Source organism: uncultured Succinivibrio sp. (assembly GCF_902756765.1).
In the GTDB taxonomy this organism is placed as follows: Bacteria; Pseudomonadota; Gammaproteobacteria; order Enterobacterales; family Succinivibrionaceae; genus Succinivibrio.
The window spans coordinates 1-26,595 of sequence record NZ_CACVSS010000026.1; the positions used below are offsets into that span (position 1 = coordinate 1).

Below are 26,595 nucleotides of genomic sequence, written 5' to 3' on the forward strand. Positions count from 1 at the left end.
TTAATATCAGATTTAAGTGCTGATATGGCTCAGTTGGTAGAGCGCACCCTTGGTAAGGGTGAGGTCCCGAGTTCGATTCTCGGTATCAGCACCATCTCCTTTAAATTCAATAAGTTAATTTGTATAAGCTTCTGAGGTTCAGAGGCTTTTTTTGTTTTGTCCTTCCCTCAGCTCTTCCTTTGTATTCCTATTTTGTGGCTTCAATGGTAGAATTGCTCTGTAAGTAATATATAACCACTGTTTTAAGTCTGATGCTTTATATTTCAAACAGTTTTTTTAAGCATAGATTCGCGGATAATTAAATGCCATCTTCTAAATTTCAACAAAAGAGTTTACTACTGCTTTTGCCTTTAGGTTTACTGGCGATTGTTTCCTATGCTTTGGACAAGAGAATCCCAACATTGCTTGATATCGAGTCTCAGACTCTTCTGCTTGAAACCTGCAGAATTATTCTTCCAGGGTTCTTTGCTATTGCTGCAGCCTGTATGGTTCCTACATTTAACCGCAAGCTTCAGATTGCTACTGTTGCTTTTATTTACTCTATTCTCGTTGCTTTTTCTTTATCTAAATATCAGAATTTTTTTACACAACCAACATCCTGGATACTTTCATCACTGGTGGCAACACTGTTTCTTTTGCCAAACAGCGATATTGAGTCCGAAGATTTGAGCTTCCGCTCTTTGTTGTCAAAGGTATTCTGTATCTTTACATTTCCTTTTATCGCACTCTTTACGATTATGGTGGTAGTAAAGAATATTGAACATTCTATTCTTATTACCTTTACTTCTGTTTTCTTAGATTCGTTTTTATCCTGTCTGTTTGTTCCAATTTATGAAATTATGCTTACTTTAGGATTCAGTTCTCTTCTGAATTCTCTGGTTAGTCTGCAGTCTGAAAGTGCTATTATTCAGGCAATGCTGAATAGTATTATGCTGACTAATATGATTTCACTTCCTGCCATAATTATTACAAGAGCTTCGTTTGCAAAATCCTATAACCGACTGTTTTTGGTGTTTCTGGCTTTTATAACTTGTTTAACTTCTAAAATCGGTACATGTATTTCTGTAGAGCTTTTGATCCTTATGTTCTTTTATCCTGGAACATTTCTGGCTCTATGTTTTAGCTCAATCTTTTTATTCTTTTTGAATCTTTCTTTGCAGCTTGGAACTTTTACCAGTTTCTATATGCTGTATCAGCCTGATCTTATTCTCAGGAATCTGGCTTTTCTGCAGCTGTCATCTTCGCATTTTGCTGTTATTTTCTTTTCAATGCTGATTCCTCTGGTGATGCAGATCGTCATTTCTAAAATCGGAAAGATTAATCATCTGAAGAACAAATTAAAACGCAGATTCAGAAATTCCGGTTTTAACTTGAGAGATATCAAAAATCCTGATCTCTTCCTTATTTCTATTCTTAATGGAATTGGCGGAAAGAGTAATCTTAAAGCAGTCTGGATTGATAAGGATTTTCTCTTTATAAAGGTTTTTAATTATAAGAAAGTCGTTATTCCGCAGATAAATTTAATTAGTAAAAAAAGAATCGAATTTATTCGTTCAGAGAATAACCTTAGAATTCCGTTAGGAACACTTTCTTTCATCGTGTGGAAAAGACTCAATAATATTGTTGAGGAATCCTCCAATTACACAACAGATGAAGTTGAACTGTCAGAACAGTTTGATTTAAAGAATTATGTATTAAATCTTCAGGAGAAAAAATAAAGTGAGCGATTCAGATTGGATTCAGATTAAATTAAGAACAACCAATCAGCTGGCAGATACTATTGCTGAGCTGTTAGAGCAGTTTGGCGCATTATCCGTAAGCTACACTGATGCTGAAGATTCTCCTATTCTTGAACCTCGTCCCGGAGAGAGAAAGCTTTGGCCAAATACTGAAGTTACAGGCCTTTTAGCCCAGGGAACTGATCCTGAACCTATTTTACATGCATTAAAGGCAATTCTTGGAGATCATATTCCTATGGTTGCCACCCATCTAGAGGATAAAAACTGGATTAGAGCCTGGATGGATCAGTTTAAGCCTCTGAAGTTTGGTAGAAGACTATGGATCTGTCCTTCATGGTTAAGTGTTGATGAGAAGGATAGTGTTGTAGTTATGCTTGATCCTGGTCTTGCCTTTGGAACCGGTACTCACCCTACAACCGCATTGTGTCTTGAGTATCTTGATTCGTTGGATTTAAAGGATAAACAGGTTTTAGATTATGGCTGTGGTTCTGGTATTTTGGCTGTTGCAGCCCTGAAGCTTGGAGCAAAGAAGGCTCTTGGTGTTGATATTGATGAGCAGGCTCTGATTGCATCTAAGGAAAATGCGTCCAGAAATGGAGTTGCAGATAAACTTGAGCTGGTAATGGGCTCTGATAAAAAGTTGGAGCTTCCTAAATCTCCTATTACAGTTGCAAATATTCTTGCCGGTCCTCTGGCAGAGCTTGAGCCAATAATTGCAGATTTAACTCAGAGTGGTGGTTTGCTTGCTTTGTCTGGTATTTTAACTGAGCAGGCTGACTCTGTTATTGAGGCTTATTCAAAAGACTTTATCATGAATAAGGTTAAGGATAAGGAAGGCTGGGCGCTACTTACCGGAACCAGAAAATAAATAAGGCTCTATGTCTTTTCATAAAACATTTTCTTTTAATGGATCTTTTGGGATCCATTTTTTATCTCTATGCTGTAAATTACATCAAAAAGAATCATTCATCACAATTTTAATAGTACTGAAGTTTGTTATATTGATTTATTTTTATAAAATTAATAGTACCTACTACTATAAATAAACTAAAACAAAACTATATTAATAAGTTAAATTTATGAAGGTATAGATCAGGTCTAGATTTTGCGGTGGCAAATGTAATCCTGGAAATTTTATGAAAAAAGTCGTATCTATAACGATATTGGCCTTTATCGCCAGCGTTGTGTCAACTACAGCAATAGCACAGCAGTCACGTATAGAGTCTCTTGAGAGTCAGTGTAATTCTGGAGATTTGGATGCGTGTGATGCTTTAGGCTGTGAATTCGCCCGAGGCGATCTGATCGAAGCGGATCTGCCAAAGGCTGCAAATATTTTTACCTCTGCCTGTGACAAGAATAATGGCTCTGCCTGTGGTCATTTGGGGTATCTGTACACCGTAGGAAACGGGGTTAAACTCAATCTTGATCAGGCTGCTGTTCTGTATAAAAAAGCCTGTGATCTGAATTTCTACGAAAGCTGTGTAAATCTTGGTATCAGCTATATTCTTGGCTCCGGTATTGAGAAATCTCTTGATAAAGCAATTCCTCTTTTAAGAAAAGGCTGCGAGCATGAACAGGCTACAGGCTGTACTCTGATTGGCAATGCCTATTACAACGGAATGGGTCTTGAAAAAGATCTTAAACTTGCAAATACCTATTATGTTAAGGCCTGTGAAATGGAGAGTGGGGAGGCTTGCGCTAATATCGGACTGAATTATGCTCAGGGCGAGGGTGTAGAGCAGGACTATGAGCTGGCCTATGAGTATTTCACAAAGGGCTGTGATCTTGGAGCAGGTGAAGGATGCTTCAATGCTGGTGTTATGTATGCAAACGGCTGGGGCATTGAACAGGATTACACAATAAGTAAAGCCTACTATTCTAAAGCTTGTTATCTGCACTATAAACCAGGCTGTGACGAATATGAAAATCTTAACAACGAGGGATTGTAGACCTTTTTTCCCTTTTCCCCCAACTGACTGTTCTTATATAGCGTCTGTAATTCGTTTTTTAGTTTATTTTCGTGAGCGAGCATGAATCTTGCTGACGTTATCTGTCTTATCTTTAAATATGGACGCTTGTAAATTTAATTCCTTTTTCTTTAAATGGTGGCGTTATGAGATTTAAATACTTACTGTCCCTGCTTTGCATGATTGGTGTCAGCTGTATAACTAATGCTCAAGCCTGGGAACCTACTAAGGATATAGAGGTCATTGTTGCCTATAAGCCTGGAAGTGGAACAGATACCGGCGCAAGACTATTAAGTTCTTTTGCTGAGCGCTTTTTTAAACATAAGCTGGTTGTGAAAAATGTTAATGGGGAGGATGGGACTACAAGATGGAATACTCTGATTAAAGCCAAGCCTGATGGATATACAATAGGTTTCATTAATCTGCCTACTTTTGCAACACAGACATTGAATTCCTCAATTGAAATGACAGATGTTGTGCCTATCTGTAATCATGTGACAGAAACTTCAATCGTAGTCGTAAGAGCTGATAGCCCATATAAAACGATAAGAGATCTTGTTGAAGATGCTAAGTCTAAAGGTAATCTTCTGGCCTCCACAAACGGTTTTATGGCATCGAATCATACGGCTGCCCAGCTTCTGGCCCATTCCGGCGGCTTTGATTATATAGCTGTAGATTGCGGAGGAACATCTGATCAGTTAAAGGCTCTCTTAAATGATGAGGTTCAGTTTACCTGTGTAAAGGTTCCGGATGTTGTTCCGCTGTTGCAAAAGACCAACCCTGAAATAAGAATTCTCGCCTCTTTTTCAGAGAAAAGACTTAAGGACTATCCTGAGGTGCCAACTCTGGCTGAATATGGATATTACGATAAATGGTATGGTTCATCCAGAGGCATAGTTGCTCCTAAGGGAATTCCTAATGATGTCCTGCAGTATTATGTAAAAACATTCCATGCAATGATGGATGACTTTGAGGTGGCCACGGCTCACCGTAATGCCAATCTTGCTTTGGATTACAAGGATAATCTGAACCTTGAAGCCACAATGCTTGCAAGTGTGTTCTTCTGTAAAGATATTATTCCGATGATTTACAAGGAAGAGGATCTTAAGAAGCACGGTAACTAGTCTTTCCTCAAAAACATCAGGTTATATCCCGTTTTAATACATTAAAGACCTGATGTTTTTGTCATAGTCCTTTCATGTGATCTTGATCATAATTTCTTTGATTTTCAAGAGATTACATCGATCAATATATTTGTTGATAATTTTACCTGTAACTTGTTCTTCTGAAATGTTAGAATATGTGACACTTTCACATAAAACGTCATTATCAGTTATATGTTCAAGAAAATTACTGTACGGTACTAAATATAAAACTCCTTGAAAATAAAAGATAATGAGTTATTAATATACATTTTTGCATTAAATGAGTGATAATTATGCTATCTAAGCTCCATCTAAATACATAATTTGACATAACTCGCAAAAAAGTATTAAATATATTGCACAATATATAAATAAAAAAAACTCAGGTTAATTCACTATAAATGAAATCATCTAAACTACTAATCGTTGGTCTTACATTGCTTTCCTCAGTAAGTCTCATTGGGTGTACAAAGGAGCAACCTTCTGACAACGCTGCGTCACAGAAGGCTTCAGACGGTCTTTCTTTATATGAAAAGGCAAAGGTGGCGAGAGCCGTCAGAAAGATGGAGAAAGAAGAAAAACGCAAAATTCTTTCAGAAAAATATTCACAGGCAAATACCGCACACTTCGACGTTAAAGTCTTTTTTGAAGATGAAATGATCGAAAGTAACGACATGAATCTCTGGGTTCAGCCTGAGTTTATAGGTATCCATAGAAATCTTGTAGAAGAGGATGAGAAAGAGCTTCCAAGAGAGTCTATTACCTTACTTAACGATACAAGAAAATATTCCGCAGTAATCGAGTTTGATAAGAAATATGATGATATCGACTATTCCTCTGATGAATACTGCAGAAAACTGGTAACAAAATCTACCAGCCATTCAAATATAAATATGGTGGTGCCTCCATCCTTACTTAAGGGGGAAAAGTCTAGAATCTGCAGACTGAGTTATCAGGATCTGGCTTCAAACAAGTATATAAATGAATTTACAGAGGTTTATGAAAATGGCTCTGTAATATACACTATGACCACCACCTCCAATCCTAGATTTACAGGTAGAGAAATTCTTAAAACCGCATTTTCCAGCGCTGTATCTAAGGAGATTAAGGATGCTGTACGTCATGCTACAACAGAATTTTTTGATACAGAAAAATATCAGTCAATAGATATCTAAAAGTTTCCTATTTCTAACGTGTACTCATTCCAGTTTGGAATTTTCTAAATCTTTTAAGATCTTTTCTTAAAAGATTTTTTTTACCTGTAATCCATTTTTTTTTAAATGCATAATTCTAAATATCCTCCACTACATCATAAAACATGGTATATAATGATCAGTTCACTTAAAAATTAGGAGCTTTATCATGGCAAACATCAGACCTCGTGAAAGATCTGCTATTATCCAGTCTCTTCGTGCTGGCGTGACCCCAAGAATCGGTCTTGAGTATATACAGGTCGGAAGAGTAAATGAAGTTAAGGCTCTGATAAAGGATCTTGATAATATTGCTGACAAGGGCAGTGCCTTCCGTATTGTTATCGGTGATTTTGGCGCCGGTAAATCATTCTTTCTACAGCTTATAAGATATATTGCTCTGGAGAAGGGGCTGGTGGTTGTTAACGCGGATTTGTCTCCTGACAGAAGACTGTTTGCATCAACCGGCCAGTCTCGTAATCTTTATAAGGAACTTGCCAGAAATCTATCTACTAGAGCTCATCCTGAAGGTAATGCCATGGTACCTCTGGTTGAGAAATTCATTACTGAACAGCGCCGTATTGCAGATGAACAGGGCCTTGATGTTGAGCAGGTAATCAAGGAGAAACTCAATTCCCTGTCTGAACTGGTGGATGGTTATGATTTTGCTCAGGTAATTGCTACCTATTGGAAAGCTTACAACGAGAATAACGAGGATCTTAAGAATAATGCGATCCGTTATCTGAGAGGAGAATATACTTCAAAGGCAGATGCCAGACGTGATCTTGGTGTAAGAGCAATTGTTGAGGATCATAATGTCTATGATCACATCAAACTTCTGAGCCGTTTTGTTACTCAGGCCGGTTACAAAGGACTGCTGGTTAACCTCGATGAGGTGGTAAATCTTTACAAGCTTCCATCTCAGAGAGCCCGTAATTCAAATTATGAGCAGGTCTTAAGAATCTTAAATGATTGCTTCCAGGGATCAGCTCAGTCTATTGGATTCCTGTTTGGCGGCACCCCTGAGTTTCTGATGGATCAGAGAAAAGGTCTTTATTCATATGAAGCTCTGCATTCACGTCTTGCAGAGAATACTTTTGCTCAGATTGCGAATGTTGTTGACTACAACAGTCCTATTCTGATTCTGCAGAATCTGTCTCCTGAGGAGATTTATGTTCTGCTGTGCAATATCAGAAATGTCTTTGCTAACGGTAAAAAGGAAAACTATATTCTTCCTGATGAGGCTTTAACCGCATTCTTAGAGCACTGTTCAAAGAATATTGGAGATGCATATTTCAGAACTCCTCGCAATACTATTAAAGCTTTTGTGGATTTATTATCTATCCTTGAGCAGAATCCGGATCTGAACTGGAAGACTCTGATCGGTAATATTTCCATCGAATCTGAAACTGATTCCTCTCTTGTATCCATATCATCTGATCCTGTTGAAGATTCTTCAAAAGAGAACGCTTCTGAAAATACAGATTCTGAAGATGACGATGATGATTTAACCTCATTTACTTTATAAGCAGAAAACTGCTGCTGCGGATTGTTTATTGAAGGTTTTTCCTTCAGAAATCCGCAGAAACCTGTCAATTAAGAGCTTTTTTTTAAGACATCCATACAAAAGGTATTTTTCATGGAAAATAATTCAATAAATCTGCTGGATATTGATCTTAAGCGATGGATGTTTAAAAAAGGCTGGCAGTCTCTGCTGCCGATTCAGGAAAAGTCCATCGCTCCGATCCTTGAAAGAAAAAATGATGTTATTATTTCAGCATCTACTGCCAGTGGTAAAACAGAAGCTGCCTTTCTGCCTGCTCTGACTGCAATTCATAAAACAAAGGAACTCTCTGGTGTCAGAATTCTTTATATAAGTCCGCTTAAGGCATTAATTAACGATCAGTACCGCCGCCTTGATGAGATGACAGAGTTTCTTAAGATTAAGGTAACTCCATGGCACGGTGATGTTTCCATCTCCAAGAAAAACCAGATTCTTGATGAGCCTGAAGGCATAATTCTTACAACTCCAGAGTCACTTGAATCACTTCTGATAAATCACAAAAGCTGGATAGAATCTTCCATGAAGAATCTGTTCTATGTGATTATTGACGAGTTCCATGCTTTTATGGGCTCTCAGCGCGGTTATCAGCTTCAGTCTCAGCTGCATCGTATAGAAAACCTTATTGGAAAGAGGGTAACGCGAGTAGCTCTGTCGGCAACCTTTTCAGATGCCAATGGCGTTATGTCATATCTTCGTCCTAACTCCTCCATTCCATGTGAGGTTATAACTGCAGCTAAAAGCAGTGAAGATAAGCTTTCTGTTCAGATTAAGGGGTATGATCATATAGCCCTGGATGATCCTGAACTTGAAGGCAAGGTGCTTCCAAAGGAGTTTGATGCTATCTCCGATGACATTTTCAGGCTGTTACGCGGTTCTACAAATCTGGTGTTCTGCAATTCCAGATTCTGTACAGAAACTCTTGCTGGAAAACTTGAGCAGAAAAGCAAGAGCAGGTTTGTTCCTAATGAGTTTTTCCCGCATCACGGTTCTTTATCAAAGGAGCTCAGAGAAAGCCTTGAATACCGACTGCAGGAGGGCAGATGGCCAACTACTGCTATCTGTACTGCCACTTTAGAGCTGGGTATTGATATTTCCGATGTCTCATCTATTGCCCAGGTTGAGCATCCTATTACTGTAGCCTCTTTAAGACAGCGATTGGGGCGCGCTGGTCGCCGTGAACATAATGCGGTTCTGAGAGTCTTTATTCCAGAAGCTCTGACAGATACTAAAAAAACTGAGCTTTATGAGGACACAGTTATGACTGTGGCCATGATAGAGCTACTATTAGAACGTTGGTATGAGCCTCCTTTAGAGCATGAATATGCCTTTTCGACACTTCTGCAGCAGACTCTGTCAGTGATTGCCTCTTATGGGAGTGTCTCTGCCAAGGCTCTGCATGAACTGCTGTGCAAGACCGGTCCGTTTTCTCTGTGTACTCCAAAAATCTTTATGCAGTTTTTAAAGTGTCTTGGAGAAAAAGATCTCATTGTACAGCTCAATGATGGCTCCCTGGCTTTAGGTCTTGAGGGTGAGAAAATTGTATCCAACTGGAATTTCTATGCGGCCTTTGATACACCAAAGGAATTCACAATTGAGCATGAGGGGCATCAGATAGGTACCATTCCTTTATCTCAGGATCTGATTATTGGTGATACCTTCCTTTTTGCCGGTCGAGGCTGGAAGGTTAATTTCTTCTCTCAGGAAAGACATCTGATTGGTGTTAAAGCTTATCCCCATGACGCTCAGCCACTGCAGATGAACGGAAGTGCCGGACATATTCACAATGAGGTCAGAAAGAGAATGTTTGAAATATACCGAAACCGAAAAGTACCGGTATATCTCAATAAGGTTGCCGCAAAACACGTTCAGCAGGGAATAGAGCAGTTTGAACGAATGCATCTTGAGCATTCACATATTTATGATGGTCCAACCGGAATTGCTCTGTTTCCATGGCAGGGGGACAAGGTAATCAGAACCATTGTGCTGATGCTCAAAAAGGAATCCATTGATGCCTCTGCATATAAATCTCATATAGAGCTGGCCTACACTCCAAAGGACAGTCTTAAGGTTGCGGTATACAATATTCTCAATTACGAGAATATAAGTGGAACCGATCTTATTAAAAAGGTTAATAATCTTGATCGTGAAAAACACGACAGCTATATTTCAATGGATTTAAAGCGAATGTCCTTTGCTTACAGTGAACTGGATATCGAAGGAGCTTTGGATTTCTTTAAAGTTTTGAGAAAAGAGCTTTAAGCATTTTAAGGAGAAGTCTGTCTATGAGCGGAGAAAAAATGTCTCCTCATCTGCAGCATACCATGGTTGAGACTCTTGGTATAAAAATGTTCAGAGATGAGAACGGAGTTTTTAAGGCAACCATGCCGGTTGACAGCAGAACCTGTCAGATATTCGGACTTTTGAATGGCGGTGCCAGTGTTGCTCTTGCAGAGAATCTGGCTGGCTTTGCCTCCTTTGAACTGTGTGAGAAGGATACTATTCCAGTGGGATCATGTGTAAGTGCCAATCACGTGGCTCCGGGCTTTTTCAATTCAGAAGTGCATGCTGTTGCTACTCCCGTAAAAATCGGGAAAACCGTTCATATCTGGAATGTGGATGTTTTCAATGAGAAAGAACAGCTGCTCTCAACCATCAGAATGACTAATTTAATTATCAAAGATACCCATAATTTAAGAGAGGCCATTATAAATGCGTCAGTGGACAAAGATTAAAGATTACGAAGAGATCCTTTTTGATTTTTACGAGGGTATAGCCCGTATTACCATTAACCGTCCTCGTTACAGAAATGCCTTTACTCCTCTGACTGTAGCAGAGATGAGTGATGCGCTTTATTACTGCCGTGAATGTGCCGATGTACGAGTTGTTGTTCTGACCGGTGCCGGAGATAAGGCTTTCTGTGCCGGCGGTGATATGAACTACAAGGGCCGTGGCGGTTATGTTGACGGAAAGGGAGTTCCAAGACTTAATGTCCTGGATGTGCAAAAGCAGATCAGATCACTTCCAAAGCCTGTGATTGCCATGGTTAACGGTTTTGCCATCGGCGGCGGTCATGTGCTGCATGTTGTATGTGATCTCTCAATTGCCTCAGAGACTGCCATTTTCGGTCAGACCGGCCCTAAGGTTGGAAGCTTTGACGCCGGTTTCGGTTCTTCCTATCTTGCACGTGTGGTAGGTCAGAAAAAAGCCCGTGAAATCTGGTTCCTCTGCCGTCAGTATAGCGCAAAGGAAGCTTTGGATATGGGACTTGTAAATACTGTTGTTCCTGTAGAGGAGCTTGAGAATACCACTGTCGAATGGGCACAGCGTATGATGGAATTAAGTCCTCTTGCTCTGCGCATGATTAAGGCTGGCTTGAATGCTGAACTTGATGGTCAGGCTGGTATTCAGGAGCTGGCTGGTGATGCCACCATGCTTTACTACATGACTGATGAGGCTCAGGAAGGCGGCAAGGCCTTTTTAGAGAAGAGAAAGCCTAATTTCAGCAAACTCAACAATCTACCATAATGCAGGACGGTATTTTAAATAAAAACTATACTCTGCTTTTTGCCAGAGGCTATCTGAAAGCACAGTCAGAGGAGATTCTGTCTTTAGAATATAGATCTCAGATAGAGAATCTGTATAAGGAGTTTATCTCTGATTCTGATTCAATAAGCGTTTTCAGCTCAGGCTCTACAGGCGAGCCTAAAGAACTGAAGCTTAAAAAGCAGTATATGCTGAACAGTGCTCATATGACATGTTCCTATCTTAAAATCCCAAAAGGAGCCTCCTCTCTTTTATGTATGCCCCTTAAATTCATCGGAGCAAAGATGGTGGTTATAAGAGCTCTGTCAGAGGAGCTTGAACTGGTGGCGGTCAATCCGTCATCACATCCTCTTTTGGGACTGAGAAAAGCTCCCTATTTTGCGGCAATGACTCCTGCTCAGGTATTTTCATCCCTGGAGAGTGAAGCTGAAAGAGAAATTCTTTTTAATATCAAAGAGCTGATAATTGGAGGCGGTGCTGTAAACAGCAGTCTTAAGGCTCAGCTGATGCTGTCTTCAAACCGTATCTGGTCAACTTACGGCATGACAGAAACTATCTCTCATATTGCCCTAAGACGTGTGAATATCGAGGATAGTTCTGAGGTAAATTCCAATGGATATGTACCGTTTGAAGGAGTGAGTCTGCAACAGGCACAGGATGGAACTCTTGTGATTGATGCCCCTTATATTGGAGTCAAAGCGCTTAAGACCAATGACGTGGTTGAGTTTAATCCAGATCGCTCTTTTAATATCCTCGGAAGAGTCGATAATATCATCAACAGCGGCGGTATCAAGATTCAGATAGAGAAGCTTGAAGAGCTTATAAGAGAAACTGTTGGCTGTGAATTTAATGTAACCTCAGTGGAATCCAGGAAGTATGGGGAAGTCGTATGTCTTCTCATGAAGAGTAACCCTGAGTCCCCTCAAGGCATATCTGATGAATCTATCCTGCGTCAGATAAAGGATAAGGTTCCTAAATACTGGGCTCCGAAGATTCTTCTAAGAACTGCTGTTCTTCCAAGAACGGAATCAGGAAAACCTGCAAGAGCTAAGCTTAAAGCTTTAGCTTCAGAACTGTATCAGAAGAAAGACTTATTCACGAAAGGAGAGTGATTTCTTGTTTAATTTCAGAGTGATAATCAAAAATGCGATGGAATATATATCGCTTGTCATGGTGATAGCTTTTTTCTCGGGAGTCTGTGCAAAAGGTCCTGAATGGCTCTCTGCATTTGATTATTCAACTATTCTCGGCAAGTTCGGAACTATTGCCGGAACCTCTGATAATTTTACAGGTCACGGAGATATCAGTGTCAGAAGTGCCTTTTTATTTGCTCTGTCCATAATTCCAGGAATCATTCTTTCATTAGGCGTGCTTTCTGTTGCAGGCTATCTTGGCGCACTGAATGCAGCAGGACGTATTTTTTCCTTTATTCTTAAACCATTATTAGGAATTCCTGGCTCATCAGCCTTTGCGATTATAAGTTCCCTGCAAAGCTCTGACAGTGGCGCGGTGATGACTAAAGATCTCTATGATCAGAGAATTATCAGCAAAAAACAACGCTGCATCTTTTCTGCCTTTGAATTCTCATCTGGCGGTTCTATAGGTGTATATCTGACAGCGATGCCTATCATTTCTGCTCATCTTAATCTGCCTATTCTGCTGCCTTTAGGTATTATTCTGATTATGAAGATTGTAGGAGCCAACCTCATAAGAGCTTATCTTTACGTAAGATATGATGAAATCTCAGAGAGTTACCCCGGTGAGGAAAGGGCCGCTGTGCTGAACACTAGAAAGCAGAACATCGAGGATATTACAAATATAGCTGATGCCTTCATAAGCGGAGCCAGAAGAGCCATCAATATCAGTCTTAACATTATGATGCCGAACGTGATTATGGCTTTTGTTCTGACTGTAGTCCTCATGAAAATCGGAGCTATGGAATTTTTAGGGAAGATTGGCTCTCCTCTGATGCAGCTATTTGATTTAAACGGTCAGTCCATGGTGGTTCTGGTCTCAGCCTGGTTCTCCGGCCTGGGTGGTGTGGCCATGGGGGCAACCATGTGTGCTACAGGAGAGATTTCTCAGACTCAGCTGGCAATTATTACTCCGGCTATTTTCCTGATGGGGGCTCAGCTGCAGTATATGGGGCGAATCCTCGGAGTAATAGGACTTGAGTTTCGTAACTATAGACTGATGTTTGCCATCAGTATTATCAATGCGTTCCTGTCTATTCTAGTTATGAAGGCGATTGTCTGAAAAGGTGGAAGCTACTGAACCAGGGCTGAATTTTTATTTTCCTGAAGAATTCTAATTAACTACTTGTGGTACTGATAAATTCTGTTTCCGAATAACATCTTTGAGCATAAGTTTTTTGAACTATAACAAAGTCGAAGTGCTGAGATTGAGCTTTTCTATTTATCTACGGTTTTGTTGCTAAGCAGGAGAAGCCCAAGCTAGTAAAACCAATACTAGAAGTACAATTAAGAAGATTTTAATTTGAAAATTTCTTGTTGCACAAATAAGTTAGCTGGCTTACCAATAGGATCTGGCAGGCTCCTATTGGATTTTTCTACCTACTACGGCTTAAACCGCATATTCATTTTACCTCTTCTTTTTGTTTGATTTTTAAATAGTTATTTCTCATAACTTATCTCAAATCCTTCCTAACTCTAATTCTAGATTGTTGTGTTCTGGTTTTGGAAATGGTCTTGCAGTGGCATCGTGTTTGCTAGATTTTATAAACGTTTGGTGCTCAGAAGTGAGAACCTACAATAATGAGAATAGAGTAGAACGGTCAGAATATATAAAATATTGGGTTAAAAAAATTAAGGAAAAGTAGGAGATCTTGTTTATTTATTCTTTTGTTGTGAAAGCCGTTTTTTACTGCAAAACAGTCTGACGCTTCAGACTGTTATGTTATATCTTTTATGCTGTTCTAATCTATCCTCTGGCTCAACCTGCACTCTGAGCCAACAAATACAATCGCATAGCAGTCAAGAGGATGATTACCGACCTTTTCTTTTAGAACTGTACCCTGTCGGTATCTTTCGATTTCCTCTTTTGCCTCTAATAACTTACCTTCAACAGCAGGCTTGCTGCCATCATTTTTATGCAGGTATTTAAGCTCTAACAGGAAATTGTGTCCGTTAGGATAGGTATTCTTTACAAAGATATCAGCAAAGCCTTTACCGGTATAAAACTCAGTATATGATTTAAGCTGCCTGTCGCCACCGTTGTTGATAATACTGTCACATATCAGCTGCAGTGCCATCTCGGTAAATTTTCCTAAAGACTGTGGATTTATTTTTTTCTCTATCTGCTCTGTTAATGTCTCAAGGAGAGTTGTTATATCAGCAGTCTCTTCATACATAGAGGATAAATCCTTGTAGACATCCGATCTGTAGCCAATAGCCATACGGCAGTAGTCTAGGAACAGTTTCTCATAGACTTTATTGGGAATGACAAAACATGTAATTCCTTTTTTTCTGGAGGTTTCTGTATCAATTGTCAGATATCCCAGGTGATAAAGCAGAGATACCATCTGAGATTTATCAAAATAATTGGTACTGTTAAGATTCATCTTGTCAGGTAATTCTGTCACAATAGGCGCTTTGTTAAACATTGCCCTGACTATTTCGTCTCTGACATCGTCCTCACAGAGATTCAGCATTCCGTTGAGTTTGCCTGCATCATCATTCAGAGAGATTTCATTCAGCAAAGGAAGTTCCCTTTCCAAAATTAATCTTCCAAGATAGGCAAGACAGAGATTAGAATTACACATTTTCAGTTTTGCTTTTTTCTCAAAAGCGTAACCGTCAAAGTTTTCTTCCATAATCTGCATTAGCTGCTCTTTGGAAATATCTGGCAACTGTGAAAAATCCACAGTCTCATCAATAACCTCTGATAACTCATCATGAGTAAAACCTATCATCTCATTGAATAATGATATTGAACTGATATTCGTTGCTATATTAAAGCCCGAGGTTACAGAATCTAAAGAAACCGATGACACCCCTGTAATAAAGAATCTGTCGATGCTGCCATTTCCTTCTCCTCTATAAAATTTCTTTAATAGAGCATAGAATCTCTTGATGAGTCCTTCATGACCTTCAGCCGTTGATGTTATATCCTTGAAGGCTTCTTTATTTCTGGTCAGAATTTCATTGGCGAAGTGATCATACTCATCAATGATTACATACAGATACTCCCCTTTCTTCGCCTTATTTGAGAAATTATTCAGAAAAACAAGCATAAGATCCGTTGCCGTTTTATAACTTGAAAAATCTAGCTGCTTTTGAGAAAGACCTTTATCTGGGTAGGTATTACTAAAGGAGTTAATTGCACTGCCTACAGAAGTGAGAAATGTATAGTTAACCTCCGAAGGTTCTGAGGAAACATCTGAAAAATCAAAATGAATGACGTAATATGAACTGGCTAGAGGGGTTCTGTGATCATATATCCAGGTACCTTTGAAATTCTTTTCGAAGGTATCTTTTTTAGCGATATCGTAGTAGCAGTGCAGCATACTTGCAGTAAGGCTCTTTCCAAAACGTCTAGGTCGAAGGAATACAGGAACACTGGTTACGGCATTATTCTCAAGGTAATCAATAAAACGGGTTTTATCAATATAAATACCACCTTTATCTCTAATCTCAGATAGAGAGCGCATCCCAACTATGATTTTTTTCTTATCCATATTGATTCCTTATACATCACTTCTCAAATTATAAAGGAACATGACATGTTTTTTGACTCTTTTATTTTGATTGTTTAGATATTACATCATGAATCCCAAAGGTTTATTCTTTTATTGTTCCTATGCAGAAACTTTTATTCTATACAACAATATTTTCAGAATTATTGAATTTTATTATTCACATTCTATGTAATTCGTCTTTTAAACTCATATAATGGTGTCACGGACAATATATATCGAATTTAAATAATACGAAACCTAAGGGATTTATCGTGAAAATAGTACGACGTGATATCGTTGATGATAGTCACCTGCAGACCTATGTATCCGATCCGATTATCCGGCAGATACTTGCAAGACGAGGCATCAAATCAGAAAGTGAGGTTACCTGTCAGCTTTCAGATATCTACCATTACAGAGATCTGCATGATATAGACAAGGCAAGTAACATCATTGCCGATGCCATTGAAAACGGAGATAAGATTCTGGTTTCTGGTGATTATGATGTTGACGGTATTACAGGTACAGCCCTGGGGGTAAGGGGGCTTAAGGATTTAGGTGCCTCTGAGGTTAGATATTTTGTCCCATCAAGATATGAGGGTGGCTACGGCGTCAGCAATGAGACTGTAGATGATGCCGTTTCTCATGGAGTTAAGCTGCTTCTGACCGTGGATAACGGTGTCAGCTGTCTTGAATCAATCAATTACGCTAAGAGCAAAGGTCTTAAGGTTGTAATTACAGATCATCATGAAACTCCTGAACTGTTGCCGGATGCTGATGCAATAGTTGATCCTAAGCTTCCTGAAGATAAATTCCCTTCAAAAAATCTCTGCGGTGCCGGTGTTCTTTTCTATGTTCTGGTTGCAACCAGAGCTGTTCTTCGTGATCGCGGTTTCTATAAGACTTCCAAGGTGCCTCTCATTGCCAGATTCCTTGATCTGGTGGCCTTAGGGACTATTGGCGATGTTATGCAGCTTGATGCCAACAACCGCAAGCTGGTCAAATATGGCTTTGACAAGATCAAAGCAGGCAAATCTATTATCGGTATCAAGGCTCTGGCTGCCTCCTGTCGAGTTGATCTTGCTGCCATAAATTCTGTAAGCATTGCCTTTGATCTCTGTCCAAGACTGAATGCTCCCGGCAGAATCAAGCTGGAGAACAATCCTGCGGTTTCCTTGATGTTAACCGACGATGAGACCGAAGCCTGCATTATTGCCCGTGATCTTGAGATGTGTAACAAGCGTCGTGGTGACTATGAGCGTGTTTTTCTCAAGGAAGCCACAGAGGATGCTCTAAAGCAGGAAGGCAACTGTGCGATTGTGCTTTACAGACCTAACTGGCTGGTTGGCTTGGGCGGCCTTATAGCCAGCAGAATCAAGGAGAAGTTCTCTGTTCCTTGCTTTGTATTCTCTGGCTCAGGGGATGAACTTGCAGGATCCGCCCGTTCTGTTCCTGGTTTTAGCATTGTTAAGAATCTTCAGCTTTTATCAGAGAAATGTCCTGATCTTCTGATTAGATTCGGTGGACATGCTATGGCGGCAGGTGCTTCCATTCATAAGGATAACTTTGAGAAGTTCAAGGAGCTGTTTAATCAGGTGGCAAAGGAGAATCTTGGAAATCCAAATGATGAAGAGATTATTTCTGACGGAGAACTGCCTTCTAACTATCTGACCATCGGTTTTGCCCGTGATCTTGAGGCTTATGGTCCATGGGGCAATGGGTTTGAAGAACCTTGCTTTGACGGTGAGTATACAGTTGAGGATGTAATTCTGGTTGGAAACCGTCATCTGCGTTTCTCGCTCCGCAACGATGATGGCTCCTATATGAGAGGAATAAAACTTCGGGCAACTCCAAGCGAGCGCGAAATCAAAGCCAATATGAGAGTAAGAGCGGTATACACCATTGGTGTTAACCACTATATGGGCTCTCAGCGTCTTGAAATCAAAATTTCCTCAATTGAAAAAGTCTAAAAAAAAGCCTGAAATAGAATTTCAGGCTTCAAGTTTTGTTTGATTGAATTGCCTATTTCTTCTGGATGCGGCTGTTTGCATACATGGCTGCACCGATGATTCCCGCAAGATTCAGTGTTGTTGCAGGAACAACCTTTGTTTTCAGGGTCAGCTGATCTTTATATTTTTCAAATTTCTTTGATACACCGCCGCCCAGCACGATAAAATCAGGTGAAGTTAAAAATGCTATGTATTCAAGGAATTTATTCAGTCTTTCTCCCCATTCCTTAAATTTCAGATCTTCCTTTTCTCTTACTGAATCTGCACAGTAATGCTCGGCAATATCTCCCTTAAACTTTATATGACCAAATTCAGTATTAGGGAACATCTGTCCGTTGTAGAAAAGGGCAGATCCGATACCGGTTCCAAGTGTTAAAAATAAAACTGATCCCTTGTAGCCCTTTACAGCGCCAAAGCTTAATTCTGCAAGACCGGCCACATCGGCATCGTTGGCAACGAAAACATCCTGACCAACAGTCTTTGAGAATAATTCTTCAACCTTTACGTTAATCCAAGTCTTGTCAATATTTGCTGCAGTAAGAACTTCTCCGTTTATGACTCTGGCAGGGAAACCGCAACCGATTGGACCTTTATAGCCAATCTGTTTTACCAGCTCCTTTAGAGTCTCTGCTACAGCCTCTGGAGTTGCTGGCTGTGGTGTAGGGATTCTTAGTCTTTCTGTTTTAAGTTCGCCTGTCTCTGTATCGACAATCGCGCCTTTAATTCCGCTGCCACCAATATCAACACCCAAAATTTCCATGGAAAACCCCTTGATCTGACGTAGTTATTCATTTTTTCTGAGTATAGACAATAAACAAGCTGAACTTCCATAGAAATTATTTAAAAGATAGAGGTTTAGTCAAAAAAAATAGGAAAACTGTGTACTTTGAACCGGTTATTGTGTCTAAATAAGTTTTTTCTAAAAAAAATACTGCAGAATAGTGTGAGATCTCTCCAATTTGGCATCAGAAAGCATAATTCTGTGCTAAACTTTTGAAAGAGTAGGTGTTTTTTATTATCAGATGTTTTTTTGTTATGGAAAAGGTCTTTTGCATTAGTTATTCAGATTTTGGATATCTTTTAAGCGAACAGGACTGGAAGGTCGAAATAAAGAAGCTTGATGATTATGACTACGGTGTCTTTGAAGATATCCTAAGCAGTGGACAGTTCCTGATTAAAAGAAGATTTCTTTCTAATTTACCGGATATTTTCGATGACTGCTCTGAAACAAAGAGTGAACCGGTTCTGCCCGAGGACATAAAACGCTTTATCTTCCAAAGAGGGGATAGAGAGGTTTATGTTATATCCTCTACGGATTTTGAGCAGCTGTTCTCTTTGGACAGCCGTGATGAGTATGGCTGTGTGTTCGTTGAGCAGAACAGAATCACCTGTAAATGTGCTGATCCAGAAGATCTTGCCGAGGATGTTGTTATTCTTGCGTCCGGTGGTATTGATCTTAACAATCCTGACCTTAATCTCTAAGAGGTTGTCAAATGTCTAAATTACCATACGAAGTTTTTACAAGTGATGAAGTAAAACAGATTGAGGCTGATCATGCTAAATCTCATAACGGACATTGCTTTGATCTAATGCAGAAGGCAGGAAAATCTGTATTTGACTATATTGTACGTGAGTGTGGTGACGCAAAGGAGGTCTGGGTTTTCTGCGGAAAGGGCAACAATGGCGGAGACGGTTATATAGTGGCTTCACTGCTTTTGGAGAACGGCATTAAGCACCGTGTGTTTGCAACGGGTATCCCTCACGAAGGTTCGGAGGCCAGTTTTGCCTATGAGCTTTTTGTAAAGCAGGGGGGAAGTGTTGAATACGAGCTGCCTAACAACGGACTGGTAAGTGACTCTCCATCAGAAATCATTCATGTCTCAAAGCCTGATCTGATTATTGATGCTCTGCTTGGTACCGGAATTGAGTCTGCACCAACTGGAATTACGGCCAAATGGATCTCCTACATAAATAAGCTGAATACCTTTACTGTAGCAGTGGATGTTCCATCCGGTGTCTGTGCAGATACCGGCGGTGTTCCGGGCATGTGTGTCTGCGCCAATGCCACCGTCTGCATGCTGGCTTTAAAACCAGGTCTGCTTACCTCCGATGCTGTGGATTTTGTGGGAGATATTGAGTTTGCATCACTGGATGTGGATACCTCAGGCTATCATGAGCTTTTAACTGAATCCTCATACAAATCTCCTCTTCCTATCTATCAGGTTGGCTTTGATGATCTTGAAGAGGAGCTGCCAATCAGGCTTCCTTCTTATAACAAGGGCGATAACGGTAAGGTCCTGATAATCTCTGGTGCCAAAGGGATGGGCGGTGCTGCAATCATCTGCGGTAACGGAGCCTTAAGAAGCGGTTCCGGTCTGGTGAAGATCGCTATGGATCCGTCAAATGTGACCGCGATGCTGTCTGTAAGACCTGAACTGATGAGTGTAGATCTCTATGATGATAAGGCTATTCTTGAGAGTATAAGCTGGGCAGATGCCATTGCTATTGGACCTGGACTTGGAATCAACGAGAGAACAGCTCAACTGATATCTCTGCTATCTGATATCGAGGATCAGAATCTGGTGTTTGATGCGGATGCCCTTAATGTGCTGGCAACCTTTGAGCAGGATTACTACAGAGAAAACCGTGTACTGACTCCACATCCAGGAGAGGCTGCAAGAATGCTGAACATAAGTCCTGACGAGGTTAATGCCGATAGACTGTCTGCCTGTTACAAACTGCAGCAGAAATTCGGAGGCGTGGTCTTATTAAAAGGTCCTGGTACCATTGTCTGTGACGGCGAAAAACTTACTATAATTCACGAAGGTGCTCCTTCTCTTGCTACCGGTGGAGCAGGTGATCTGCTGACTGGTATAATAGTATCCCTTTTAGGACAGGGCTTATCTCCTGAAAAGGCTGCTATTGTCGGTGCTGCTCTGCATGGAAGAGCAGGCTATATTGAAGGCATGAAAAGGGGTATGATTGGCACGCTGCCAATGGATTTATGTCAGAATATACGAGAACTTATTAATGTCAAAGACTGAATTTAAGATAGAAGGGGAAGAGCAGACTGTTCGTTTAGGAACTCTTATGTCTGAGCTTTGTGTTCCTTATGCTGTAAAGAATTCAAAAAGTGTGCTTATCTTTTTAGAAGGAGATCTTGGTGCAGGAAAAACCACTTTTTCCCGAGGTTTTATTGAAGGCTGCGGCTATAAGGATATTGTCAGATCACCTACCTACACTCTTGTTGAGCCTTATGACTTTGATAATTACAGTATCTATCATTTTGATTTATATCGACTTTTAGATCCTGAGGAACTAGAGTACATGGGGATCAGAGATTATTTTGAAAGAACCTCTGTATGTCTGATTGAGTGGCCTGATAAAGCTCAGGGCTTACTGCCTGAGGCTGATATAAGAATTGCTTTAAGTTATTCTCAGAACAGCAGAACTGTTGTGATAGAATCATCAGTACTTTCACAGGATGAATTAGACAGGATTGCCTCCTGTTTCCGTTAGAACAATGATTGTGATATCCAGATTTAAAATATTATTTCCAATACTGTGGGTTATGTGTCTTCTGATACCTGAGGTGGCTTATTCTCAGGAGGTTTACAAACTCAGAAACTATCATAATTCAGAGAAAACCCGTGTGGTTCTGGATACAGAATCAAAACCGGACTTTTCTACGGCGCTGTCCAAAGACAAGTCTGTTATGGCTGTTCGTATCAGAAATATTGATAATCTGTCCAAAGCTCCTCAGGGAGGAAAGTTTAAGCCTCAAAGCTGTCTTAGTTCTGTTGCGAAAAAGACAGACGGCAGGGATGTCCGCTATATTTTCTCACTGAAAAGCTGTGAAACTCCAAAAACCTTTATTCTGGCACCCTCCAAGGATTCTAAGAATTACAGACTGGTAATTGATTTTCCTCATGGCAAGGCTGTTTCCTCTCTGGCCTCTGATAATAAAGCTCAGATAAAGAGTGTAGAGACCAGAGGCGCTCCAGTAAATGCAGCAAAAACTTCAGGTGTAGATACTTCAAAGTCACTGGCTGCACAGGAAAGAGATCTCTTTATTCAATATTCAGTTGCAGGCAAGGATGGTTTTAGAACCATGACTCCTGCCAATGCCACAATCTATAATCAGAAACTTAAAGAATTAAGAGAAAATTATAAAAAGGCTCAGCTTGAACAGGATGAGGCTCTTGCTGCTGAACGTCAGAGCTCTGCTGTAAAGAAGAGCCGCAGTTCTAGAATCGAGGTTGAAGAAGAGGTTGCTGATACTTCAGCTCCTCCAGTTCCAGTGAATGCAACCCCTGTAGCCAGACCTTTTATTATCGCTATTGATGCAGGTCATGGTGGCAAAGACCCAGGTGCAATAGGCAAGCGAGGGGTAAGAGAAAAGAATGTTACCCTTGCAATCTCCAAGGCTCTTGTAAGTTATATTAATTCAAACAAATCCTTTAGAGGAACTCTGATTCGCTCCTCTGATATCTTTATTGATCTGGACAGACGTTCTGAGATTGCAAGAAAGCGTAAGGCTGATCTTTTAATCTCAATTCATGCAGACTCGGTCGCCTCAGGAAGCTCCACAGCCAGAGGAGCAAGTGTTCTTGTTCTATCTGAAAACAGAGCTGAGCGCGAGAATGGCAAAATCCTGAAGAACCATAAACAGACTCAGCTTATAGGCGGTGCAGGTGAGGTTATGGATCAGAGTGTGGGAAATCCTTATCTGGCAACAGCTATTTTGGACATGTCATCTACCAATTCCCGTTCAGAAGGTAATCTTCTGGCAAAGGAGATCCTGCGTTCATTAGGTTCCTTCACCCATTTAAGAAAGAGTCAGCCTATATCAGCCTCTTTAGCGGTACTGAAGTCTCCTGATATTCCTTCTCTTCTGATTGAAACCGGATATCTTTCAAACCGTTATGAGGAAATCCAGCTTAATCAGCCAAATTACCAGAAGCAGATTGCATACCATATCTATCTAGGTATTAAATCCTATTACGAGAAATATCCTGCCCAGAAAATCAAATCCAGACAGGAATCATATGCCAGAACCAAACAGATTGGCGGCAAGCGCAGTATAACTGTTAAGAAAGGCGAATCCCTGTCTATCATTGCCAATCGCTATGGAACAACTGTCAGTGAAATCAAGAAGTTAAATTCACTGAAAAAAGATACTCTATCCGTAGGTCAGGTCCTATATCTGCCTTAAAAACGGTACAACGCCATGTCTTCAATCAAATTATTGTCCAAACAGTTAGCAAGTCAGATCGCTGCAGGCGAGGTTGTGGAAAGACCTGCCTCAGTGGTTAAGGAACTGCTTGAAAATGCGGTTGATGCCGGTGGGACAAATATTCTTTGCGAAATCCGAAATGCAGGAAAGGTTTTGATTCGCGTGAGAGACAACGGCAGCGGTATTGTAAAGGATGAACTGCCTCTAGCCTTAGCTCCTCATGCTACATCAAAAATCTCAAGTGTGGATGATCTGGCTGCAATTACGACCTTAGGCTTCAGAGGAGAGGCTCTGGCCTCTATTGCCTCAGTATCCAAACTGGTATTAACCTCAAAGACTGCCGATGAGGAGAATGCCTATTCTGTCAGTGTAGAAGGACCTGAGCAGAATCCAACTATTCTTCCTGCTGCTCACCCAACCGGTACAACCGTGGATGTAGGGGAATTATTTTTCAATACACCTGCCAGACGGCGTTTTTTAAAGTCTGACAGAACGGAGTTTGCAAGAATTAAGGATACCTTTACCAGAGTTGCGCTGGCTCATCCTGACGTTGGGTTTGAATTTGTCTCAGATTCTAAAACCATCACAAGAGTAACTGCAGCCAAAGGTGAAGGTATTGATATAAAGCGAACATCCACCCTGATAGGCGCAGAATTCGGTGTTCAGGGAATGCGGGTTAGCTGTGAGGATCCAAATCTTAAAATAGAGGGCATGCTCCTGCCACCTCCACGTGAAGAAGAAGCTCTGGCGGAGAAAATCTATATCTTTCTCAACGGTAGACCTTTGGCAGACAAGGTCGTTACTCATGCTCTGAAGGAAGGTTTTTTTGAGGTATTGGGCAAGACTCTGCCTATACGATGCGTCCTCTATATGGAGATTGATCCTGCCAAGGTTGATGTGAACGTTCATCCTCGAAAGGATGAGGTAAGATTTCATGAGACCTCGCTGATACATGATCTGATTGTAGACAGTATCGTCTATACCTTAAGAAAGAACGGTATCGGTTCTTATCAGCAGATGATTGACAATGATCCTCTGGGACAGCAGATTCTTTCTCCTGAATCTATTCCTGAGGAGATGCATAAGGTGTCACCTCACGCAACCTCCTATGACATCAGAAGCAGTGAACTCCCTGCTTTTCCATCCGGAGTCAGTGCGGTTATTGATATTAATAAATTTGCAGACAGAGGTCGTCCTGTAATTATCAGGTCGTCCGATAGAAATAATTCCACCTCAGGTGCTATCGGTAGTAATGGTTCATCTACATCTTCTACGATGAGCAGTTCTTCTTCTGAAATGCACAGAGGTCTTAAGACTAATTTTGCAACAAATCCAGAAGATATCCAGCGAAATATCAGTATCTACCGATCCTCTGTTGCTGCCTCGAATATCAGTCTGAATGCCAGAACCAATCTGGAGACGGATACCTTTAGGTCTGCTGAGCACGATAATGGAATAGAACTTTTAGATCAAATTACTGAGAAAACTGCGCTTATCAGAGTTCAGTCCAGATTCTATCTTCTGAATCTGCAGATTCTAAGAACTCATCTTCTCTCTGTGGAATACCGTCAGGAGCTTATGGCAAACAGAGTTGAACGCTTTAAGATGACGCTGCCTTATACGCTTAATCATCTTGATGAAACTCTATGCAGAAAGCTTAAAGAGAATTATTTCACGCTGCAGAAATGCGGTTTTGTTCTGAGAGTGTTAAAAAACAAGGTGGAACTGCTGGAAATTCCGGTAAAACTTAAAGGAGCTAATCTGGCAGGTATTGCCGTAGAAATGTTTAGCCTGATTATTTCCAATGTTTCTGCCCTAGATAGTGGTGAATGCCCAGAAGCTCTAGCCAGAATCATTGGTTCAAACATTGTGTTAGGAGCAAATTCAACCTCAGCTGAAGAGCTAATCAGCAGAGTTTCTGAGCCTGACTCTCTTCCTGAAATAAAGAATGCTGTAAAGGAACTGAATCTTAAACAGCTTGCTCTTGATTTTGAGACTAGTCTATGAAGAATAAAGCCCTGGTCATACTAGGACCAACCGCATCTGGAAAAACTTCTCTGGCCCTTAATCTTGCCAGATATCTTAAGATTGAGATCATCAGTCTTGATTCTGCTCTTATATACAAGGGAATGGATATCGGTACGGCAAAACCTACAAAGACCGAGTTAAATTCTGTCCCTCACCATCTTATTGATATCTGCGATCCGGCCCTGAGCTACAGTGCAGCAAATTTCCGCGAAGACTGCATCAGACTGGTGGATGAAATCTCAGCTAGAGGCGCTCTGCCGGTTATATGCGGTGGCACCATGATGTATTACAAGTCGCTTGTGGATGGTTTATCTCCTCTGCCTCAGACCGATCCTAAGGTTCGTGAGAAGATTGCGAAGGAGGCATCGGTTTATGGTTGGCCTAAGATGCATGAAAGACTTAAGGAGGTTGATCCTGTCTCTTATGCAAAACTTAATCCAAACGATAAGCAGAGAGTTTCCCGTGCTCTTGAGATTTACGAGATGACCGGAAGGGCAATGTCATCCTTTTTTGATACCAAAACTGACAGCTGTCCCTTTGACCGTCTTGAATTTATTCTGCTTCCTGAAAATGATGATCGTGAGGAGCTCAGAAAGCTTATTCGCAAAAGATTTGAGAGCATGGTTGATAATGGCCTCATTGACGAGGTTTCAATTCTAAAAGCCAGAGGTGATCTGAACCTTGAGATGCCATCTATGCGATGCGTTGGTTACCGTCAGGTATGGGAATACCTAGATGGTAAATACGACAGGGAAGAGATGATTGAACAGTGTGTGATTGCAACTGCACATCTTGCCAAGCACCAGATGACCTGGCTTCGTGGCTCTCTGTCAAAAGATCAGAATTACCTTCTGAAAAAGCGTCTGAATATTGGCGATCCTAAGAATCTTGAACTGGTTTTAGATGCGTTAAGGAGCTCAGGAATTGTTTCTGGCTGTTTGGTATAGTTTAAGGTGAACTGTTGTAAGGAATAATAAGCAGACCTGTTTTCTGTCCTTAAGTCATGGTTTAACAATGAGGACCTATCTATACTCTTATTCGTCATCTGCCTTGAGCTGTACGAATAAATCATCTATGTTTTTTGCTTTGTGAACACCTATTCCTAATTTACTGTTTTCTAAAGCGCAGATTGTTTCTTCATTGGGCTGCTCATCAAAACAAAGAGATTCTGTCTCCAAAGCCTCAAATTCTTTTTTAAACTTAGGCTCTTTTGATTTCTCTTCTCGAACTTCTCTAAATGTAACGTTCCTTGAAAGATTTTTCCTTAGAACCATAACATGTTAAGAAGCAAAACTCAAAAGTTGCTTTATTGTTCTAGTCACGGCAAGTTTTGTTCAACTCCCCTATATGGTTCAATTCCTGTGCTAAAATCTTATATAGAAACAGTAAAGAGGCGTTTATGAAGAAAGATGTTTTGTTTTTAACAGGTATTGAAGACTTTTCAACAGTAATTGAAAAGAATGCATATTACGTAGATA

21 protein-coding genes and 1 tRNA gene are annotated in these 26,595 nt (G+C 40.5%); 19 read left to right on the forward strand and 3 right to left on the reverse strand.

Features of this window, described 5'->3' with window-relative positions:
- Positions 1–18 precede the first annotated feature (18 nt).
- The 12 genes from QZU45_RS05410 (at position 19) to QZU45_RS05465 (ending at position 13,404) form a co-directional block, all read left to right on the forward strand.
- Positions 19–94: transfer RNA gene (locus QZU45_RS05410), tRNA-Thr, on the forward strand.
- Positions 95–302: 208 nt separating this feature from the next.
- A complete protein-coding gene (locus QZU45_RS05415; RefSeq protein ID WP_295352583.1) occupies positions 303–1,718 on the forward strand; it encodes a hypothetical protein in 1,416 nt (471 codons plus the stop codon).
- 1 nt (position 1,719) lies between these two features.
- Positions 1,720–2,607 carry a 50S ribosomal protein L11 methyltransferase gene (prmA, locus tag QZU45_RS05420; protein ID WP_295352586.1) on the forward strand — a complete coding sequence of 296 codons (888 nt, stop codon included), beginning with the start codon at positions 1,720–1,722 and terminating at the stop codon, positions 2,605–2,607.
- A gap of 268 nt (positions 2,608–2,875) precedes the next feature.
- Entirely contained in the window at positions 2,876–3,688 is an 813-nt protein-coding gene (locus QZU45_RS05425) for a tetratricopeptide repeat protein (RefSeq protein ID WP_295352589.1), read from the forward strand.
- Between the two features lie 164 nt (positions 3,689–3,852).
- Positions 3,853–4,830, forward strand: coding sequence for a tripartite tricarboxylate transporter substrate binding protein (locus QZU45_RS05430; RefSeq protein ID WP_295352592.1), 978 nt, complete (start codon positions 3,853–3,855; stop codon positions 4,828–4,830).
- Between the two features lie 422 nt (positions 4,831–5,252).
- Positions 5,253–6,026 (forward strand): hypothetical protein, encoded by a 774-nt coding sequence (locus QZU45_RS05435; protein ID WP_295352595.1) that lies wholly within the window; start codon positions 5,253–5,255, stop codon positions 6,024–6,026.
- Positions 6,027–6,213: 187 nt separating this feature from the next.
- On the forward strand, positions 6,214–7,569 hold the full coding sequence (locus tag QZU45_RS05440) for an ATP-binding protein (RefSeq protein WP_295352598.1): 1,356 nt from the start codon (positions 6,214–6,216) through the stop codon (positions 7,567–7,569).
- A gap of 111 nt (positions 7,570–7,680) precedes the next feature.
- Complete coding sequence (locus tag QZU45_RS05445) at positions 7,681–9,864, forward strand: DEAD/DEAH box helicase (protein ID WP_295352601.1); 2,184 nt, start codon at positions 7,681–7,683, stop codon at positions 9,862–9,864.
- 23 nt (positions 9,865–9,887) lie between these two features.
- Complete coding sequence (locus QZU45_RS05450; RefSeq protein ID WP_295352604.1) at positions 9,888–10,337, forward strand: hotdog fold thioesterase; 450 nt, start codon at positions 9,888–9,890, stop codon at positions 10,335–10,337.
- Positions 10,315–11,130, forward strand: coding sequence for a 1,4-dihydroxy-2-naphthoyl-CoA synthase (gene menB / locus QZU45_RS05455; protein ID WP_295352607.1), 816 nt, complete (start codon positions 10,315–10,317; stop codon positions 11,128–11,130). Before QZU45_RS05450 ends, menB begins: the two co-directional genes overlap by 23 nt.
- The gene (locus QZU45_RS05460; protein ID WP_295352610.1) at positions 11,130–12,260 is read left to right on the forward strand and encodes an AMP-binding protein; all 1,131 of its coding nucleotides are present in this window, start codon (positions 11,130–11,132) and stop codon (positions 12,258–12,260) included. The genes menB and QZU45_RS05460 overlap by 1 nt, the downstream gene beginning before the upstream one ends.
- 4 nt (positions 12,261–12,264) lie before the next feature.
- Positions 12,265–13,404, forward strand: coding sequence for a nucleoside recognition domain-containing protein (locus tag QZU45_RS05465; protein ID WP_295352614.1), 1,140 nt, complete (start codon positions 12,265–12,267; stop codon positions 13,402–13,404).
- A 679-nt stretch (positions 13,405–14,083) separates the two neighbouring features.
- On the opposite strand, the gene QZU45_RS05470 is transcribed toward QZU45_RS05465, so the two are convergent.
- Positions 14,084–15,844 (reverse strand): AAA family ATPase, encoded by a 1,761-nt coding sequence (locus QZU45_RS05470; protein WP_295352616.1) that lies wholly within the window; start codon positions 15,842–15,844, stop codon positions 14,084–14,086.
- A 272-nt stretch (positions 15,845–16,116) separates the two neighbouring features.
- Here QZU45_RS05470 and recJ point away from each other — a divergent pair, with 272 nt between their 5' ends.
- Positions 16,117–17,814, forward strand: coding sequence for a single-stranded-DNA-specific exonuclease RecJ (gene recJ, locus QZU45_RS05475; RefSeq protein WP_295352619.1), 1,698 nt, complete (start codon positions 16,117–16,119; stop codon positions 17,812–17,814).
- Between the two features lie 52 nt (positions 17,815–17,866).
- Here recJ and ppgK read toward each other — a convergent pair whose 3' ends face one another.
- The gene (gene ppgK, locus QZU45_RS05480; RefSeq protein WP_074841287.1) at positions 17,867–18,613 is read right to left on the reverse strand and encodes a polyphosphate--glucose phosphotransferase; all 747 of its coding nucleotides are present in this window, start codon (positions 18,611–18,613) and stop codon (positions 17,867–17,869) included.
- 275 nt (positions 18,614–18,888) lie between these two features.
- On the opposite strand from ppgK, the gene QZU45_RS05485 reads away from it, so the two are divergent.
- The 6 genes from QZU45_RS05485 to miaA are packed head-to-tail and all read left to right on the forward strand — an operon-like array spanning position 18,889 to position 26,064.
- Entirely contained in the window at positions 18,889–19,335 is a 447-nt protein-coding gene (locus QZU45_RS05485; RefSeq protein WP_295352623.1) for a hypothetical protein, read from the forward strand.
- A gap of 11 nt (positions 19,336–19,346) precedes the next feature.
- Positions 19,347–20,897 carry an NAD(P)H-hydrate dehydratase gene (locus tag QZU45_RS05490; RefSeq protein ID WP_295352626.1) on the forward strand — a complete coding sequence of 517 codons (1,551 nt, stop codon included), beginning with the start codon at positions 19,347–19,349 and terminating at the stop codon, positions 20,895–20,897.
- Positions 20,884–21,372, forward strand: a complete 489-nt coding sequence (tsaE, locus tag QZU45_RS05495) for a tRNA (adenosine(37)-N6)-threonylcarbamoyltransferase complex ATPase subunit type 1 TsaE (RefSeq protein ID WP_295352630.1) — start codon at positions 20,884–20,886, stop codon at positions 21,370–21,372. The genes QZU45_RS05490 and tsaE overlap by 14 nt, the downstream gene beginning before the upstream one ends.
- Positions 21,373–21,424: 52 nt before the next feature.
- The gene (locus QZU45_RS05500) at positions 21,425–23,068 is read left to right on the forward strand and encodes an N-acetylmuramoyl-L-alanine amidase (protein WP_295352633.1); all 1,644 of its coding nucleotides are present in this window, start codon (positions 21,425–21,427) and stop codon (positions 23,066–23,068) included.
- A gap of 15 nt (positions 23,069–23,083) precedes the next feature.
- Positions 23,084–25,096: a DNA mismatch repair endonuclease MutL gene (gene mutL / locus QZU45_RS05505; protein WP_295352637.1), complete on the forward strand. Its 2,013-nt coding sequence runs from the start codon at positions 23,084–23,086 to the stop codon at positions 25,094–25,096.
- A complete protein-coding gene (miaA, locus tag QZU45_RS05510; RefSeq protein ID WP_295352640.1) occupies positions 25,093–26,064 on the forward strand; it encodes a tRNA (adenosine(37)-N6)-dimethylallyltransferase MiaA in 972 nt (323 codons plus the stop codon). Before mutL ends, miaA begins: the two co-directional genes overlap by 4 nt.
- Positions 26,065–26,151: 87 nt before the next feature.
- On the opposite strand, the gene QZU45_RS05515 is transcribed toward miaA, so the two are convergent.
- Positions 26,152–26,391: a hypothetical protein gene (locus QZU45_RS05515; RefSeq protein WP_295352643.1), complete on the reverse strand. Its 240-nt coding sequence runs from the start codon at positions 26,389–26,391 to the stop codon at positions 26,152–26,154.
- Positions 26,392–26,595 lie beyond the last annotated feature (204 nt).

Coding starts and splice junctions, on each gene's coding strand:
- QZU45_RS05415 (WP_295352583.1), top strand. CDS start 303: ATGCCATCTTCTAAATTTCAACAAAAGAGTTTACTACTGCTTTTGCCT.
- QZU45_RS05425 (WP_295352589.1), top strand. CDS start 2,876: ATGAAAAAAGTCGTATCTATAACGATATTGGCCTTTATCGCCAGCGTT.
- QZU45_RS05430 (WP_295352592.1), top strand. CDS start 3,853: ATGAGATTTAAATACTTACTGTCCCTGCTTTGCATGATTGGTGTCAGC.
- QZU45_RS05435 (WP_295352595.1), top strand. CDS start 5,253: ATGAAATCATCTAAACTACTAATCGTTGGTCTTACATTGCTTTCCTCA.
- QZU45_RS05440 (WP_295352598.1), top strand. CDS start 6,214: ATGGCAAACATCAGACCTCGTGAAAGATCTGCTATTATCCAGTCTCTT.
- QZU45_RS05445 (WP_295352601.1), top strand. CDS start 7,681: ATGGAAAATAATTCAATAAATCTGCTGGATATTGATCTTAAGCGATGG.
- QZU45_RS05450 (WP_295352604.1), top strand. CDS start 9,888: ATGAGCGGAGAAAAAATGTCTCCTCATCTGCAGCATACCATGGTTGAG.
- menB (WP_295352607.1), top strand. CDS start 10,315: ATGCGTCAGTGGACAAAGATTAAAGATTACGAAGAGATCCTTTTTGAT.
- QZU45_RS05460 (WP_295352610.1), top strand. CDS start 11,130: ATGCAGGACGGTATTTTAAATAAAAACTATACTCTGCTTTTTGCCAGA.
- QZU45_RS05470 (WP_295352616.1), bottom strand. CDS start 15,844: ATGGATAAGAAAAAAATCATAGTTGGGATGCGCTCTCTATCTGAGATT.
- ppgK (WP_074841287.1), bottom strand. CDS start 18,613: ATGGAAATTTTGGGTGTTGATATTGGTGGCAGCGGAATTAAAGGCGCG.
- QZU45_RS05485 (WP_295352623.1), top strand. CDS start 18,889: ATGGAAAAGGTCTTTTGCATTAGTTATTCAGATTTTGGATATCTTTTA.
- QZU45_RS05490 (WP_295352626.1), top strand. CDS start 19,347: ATGTCTAAATTACCATACGAAGTTTTTACAAGTGATGAAGTAAAACAG.
- tsaE (WP_295352630.1), top strand. CDS start 20,884: ATGTCAAAGACTGAATTTAAGATAGAAGGGGAAGAGCAGACTGTTCGT.
- QZU45_RS05500 (WP_295352633.1), top strand. CDS start 21,425: ATGTGTCTTCTGATACCTGAGGTGGCTTATTCTCAGGAGGTTTACAAA.
- mutL (WP_295352637.1), top strand. CDS start 23,084: ATGTCTTCAATCAAATTATTGTCCAAACAGTTAGCAAGTCAGATCGCT.
- miaA (WP_295352640.1), top strand. CDS start 25,093: ATGAAGAATAAAGCCCTGGTCATACTAGGACCAACCGCATCTGGAAAA.
- QZU45_RS05515 (WP_295352643.1), bottom strand. CDS start 26,391: ATGGTTCTAAGGAAAAATCTTTCAAGGAACGTTACATTTAGAGAAGTT.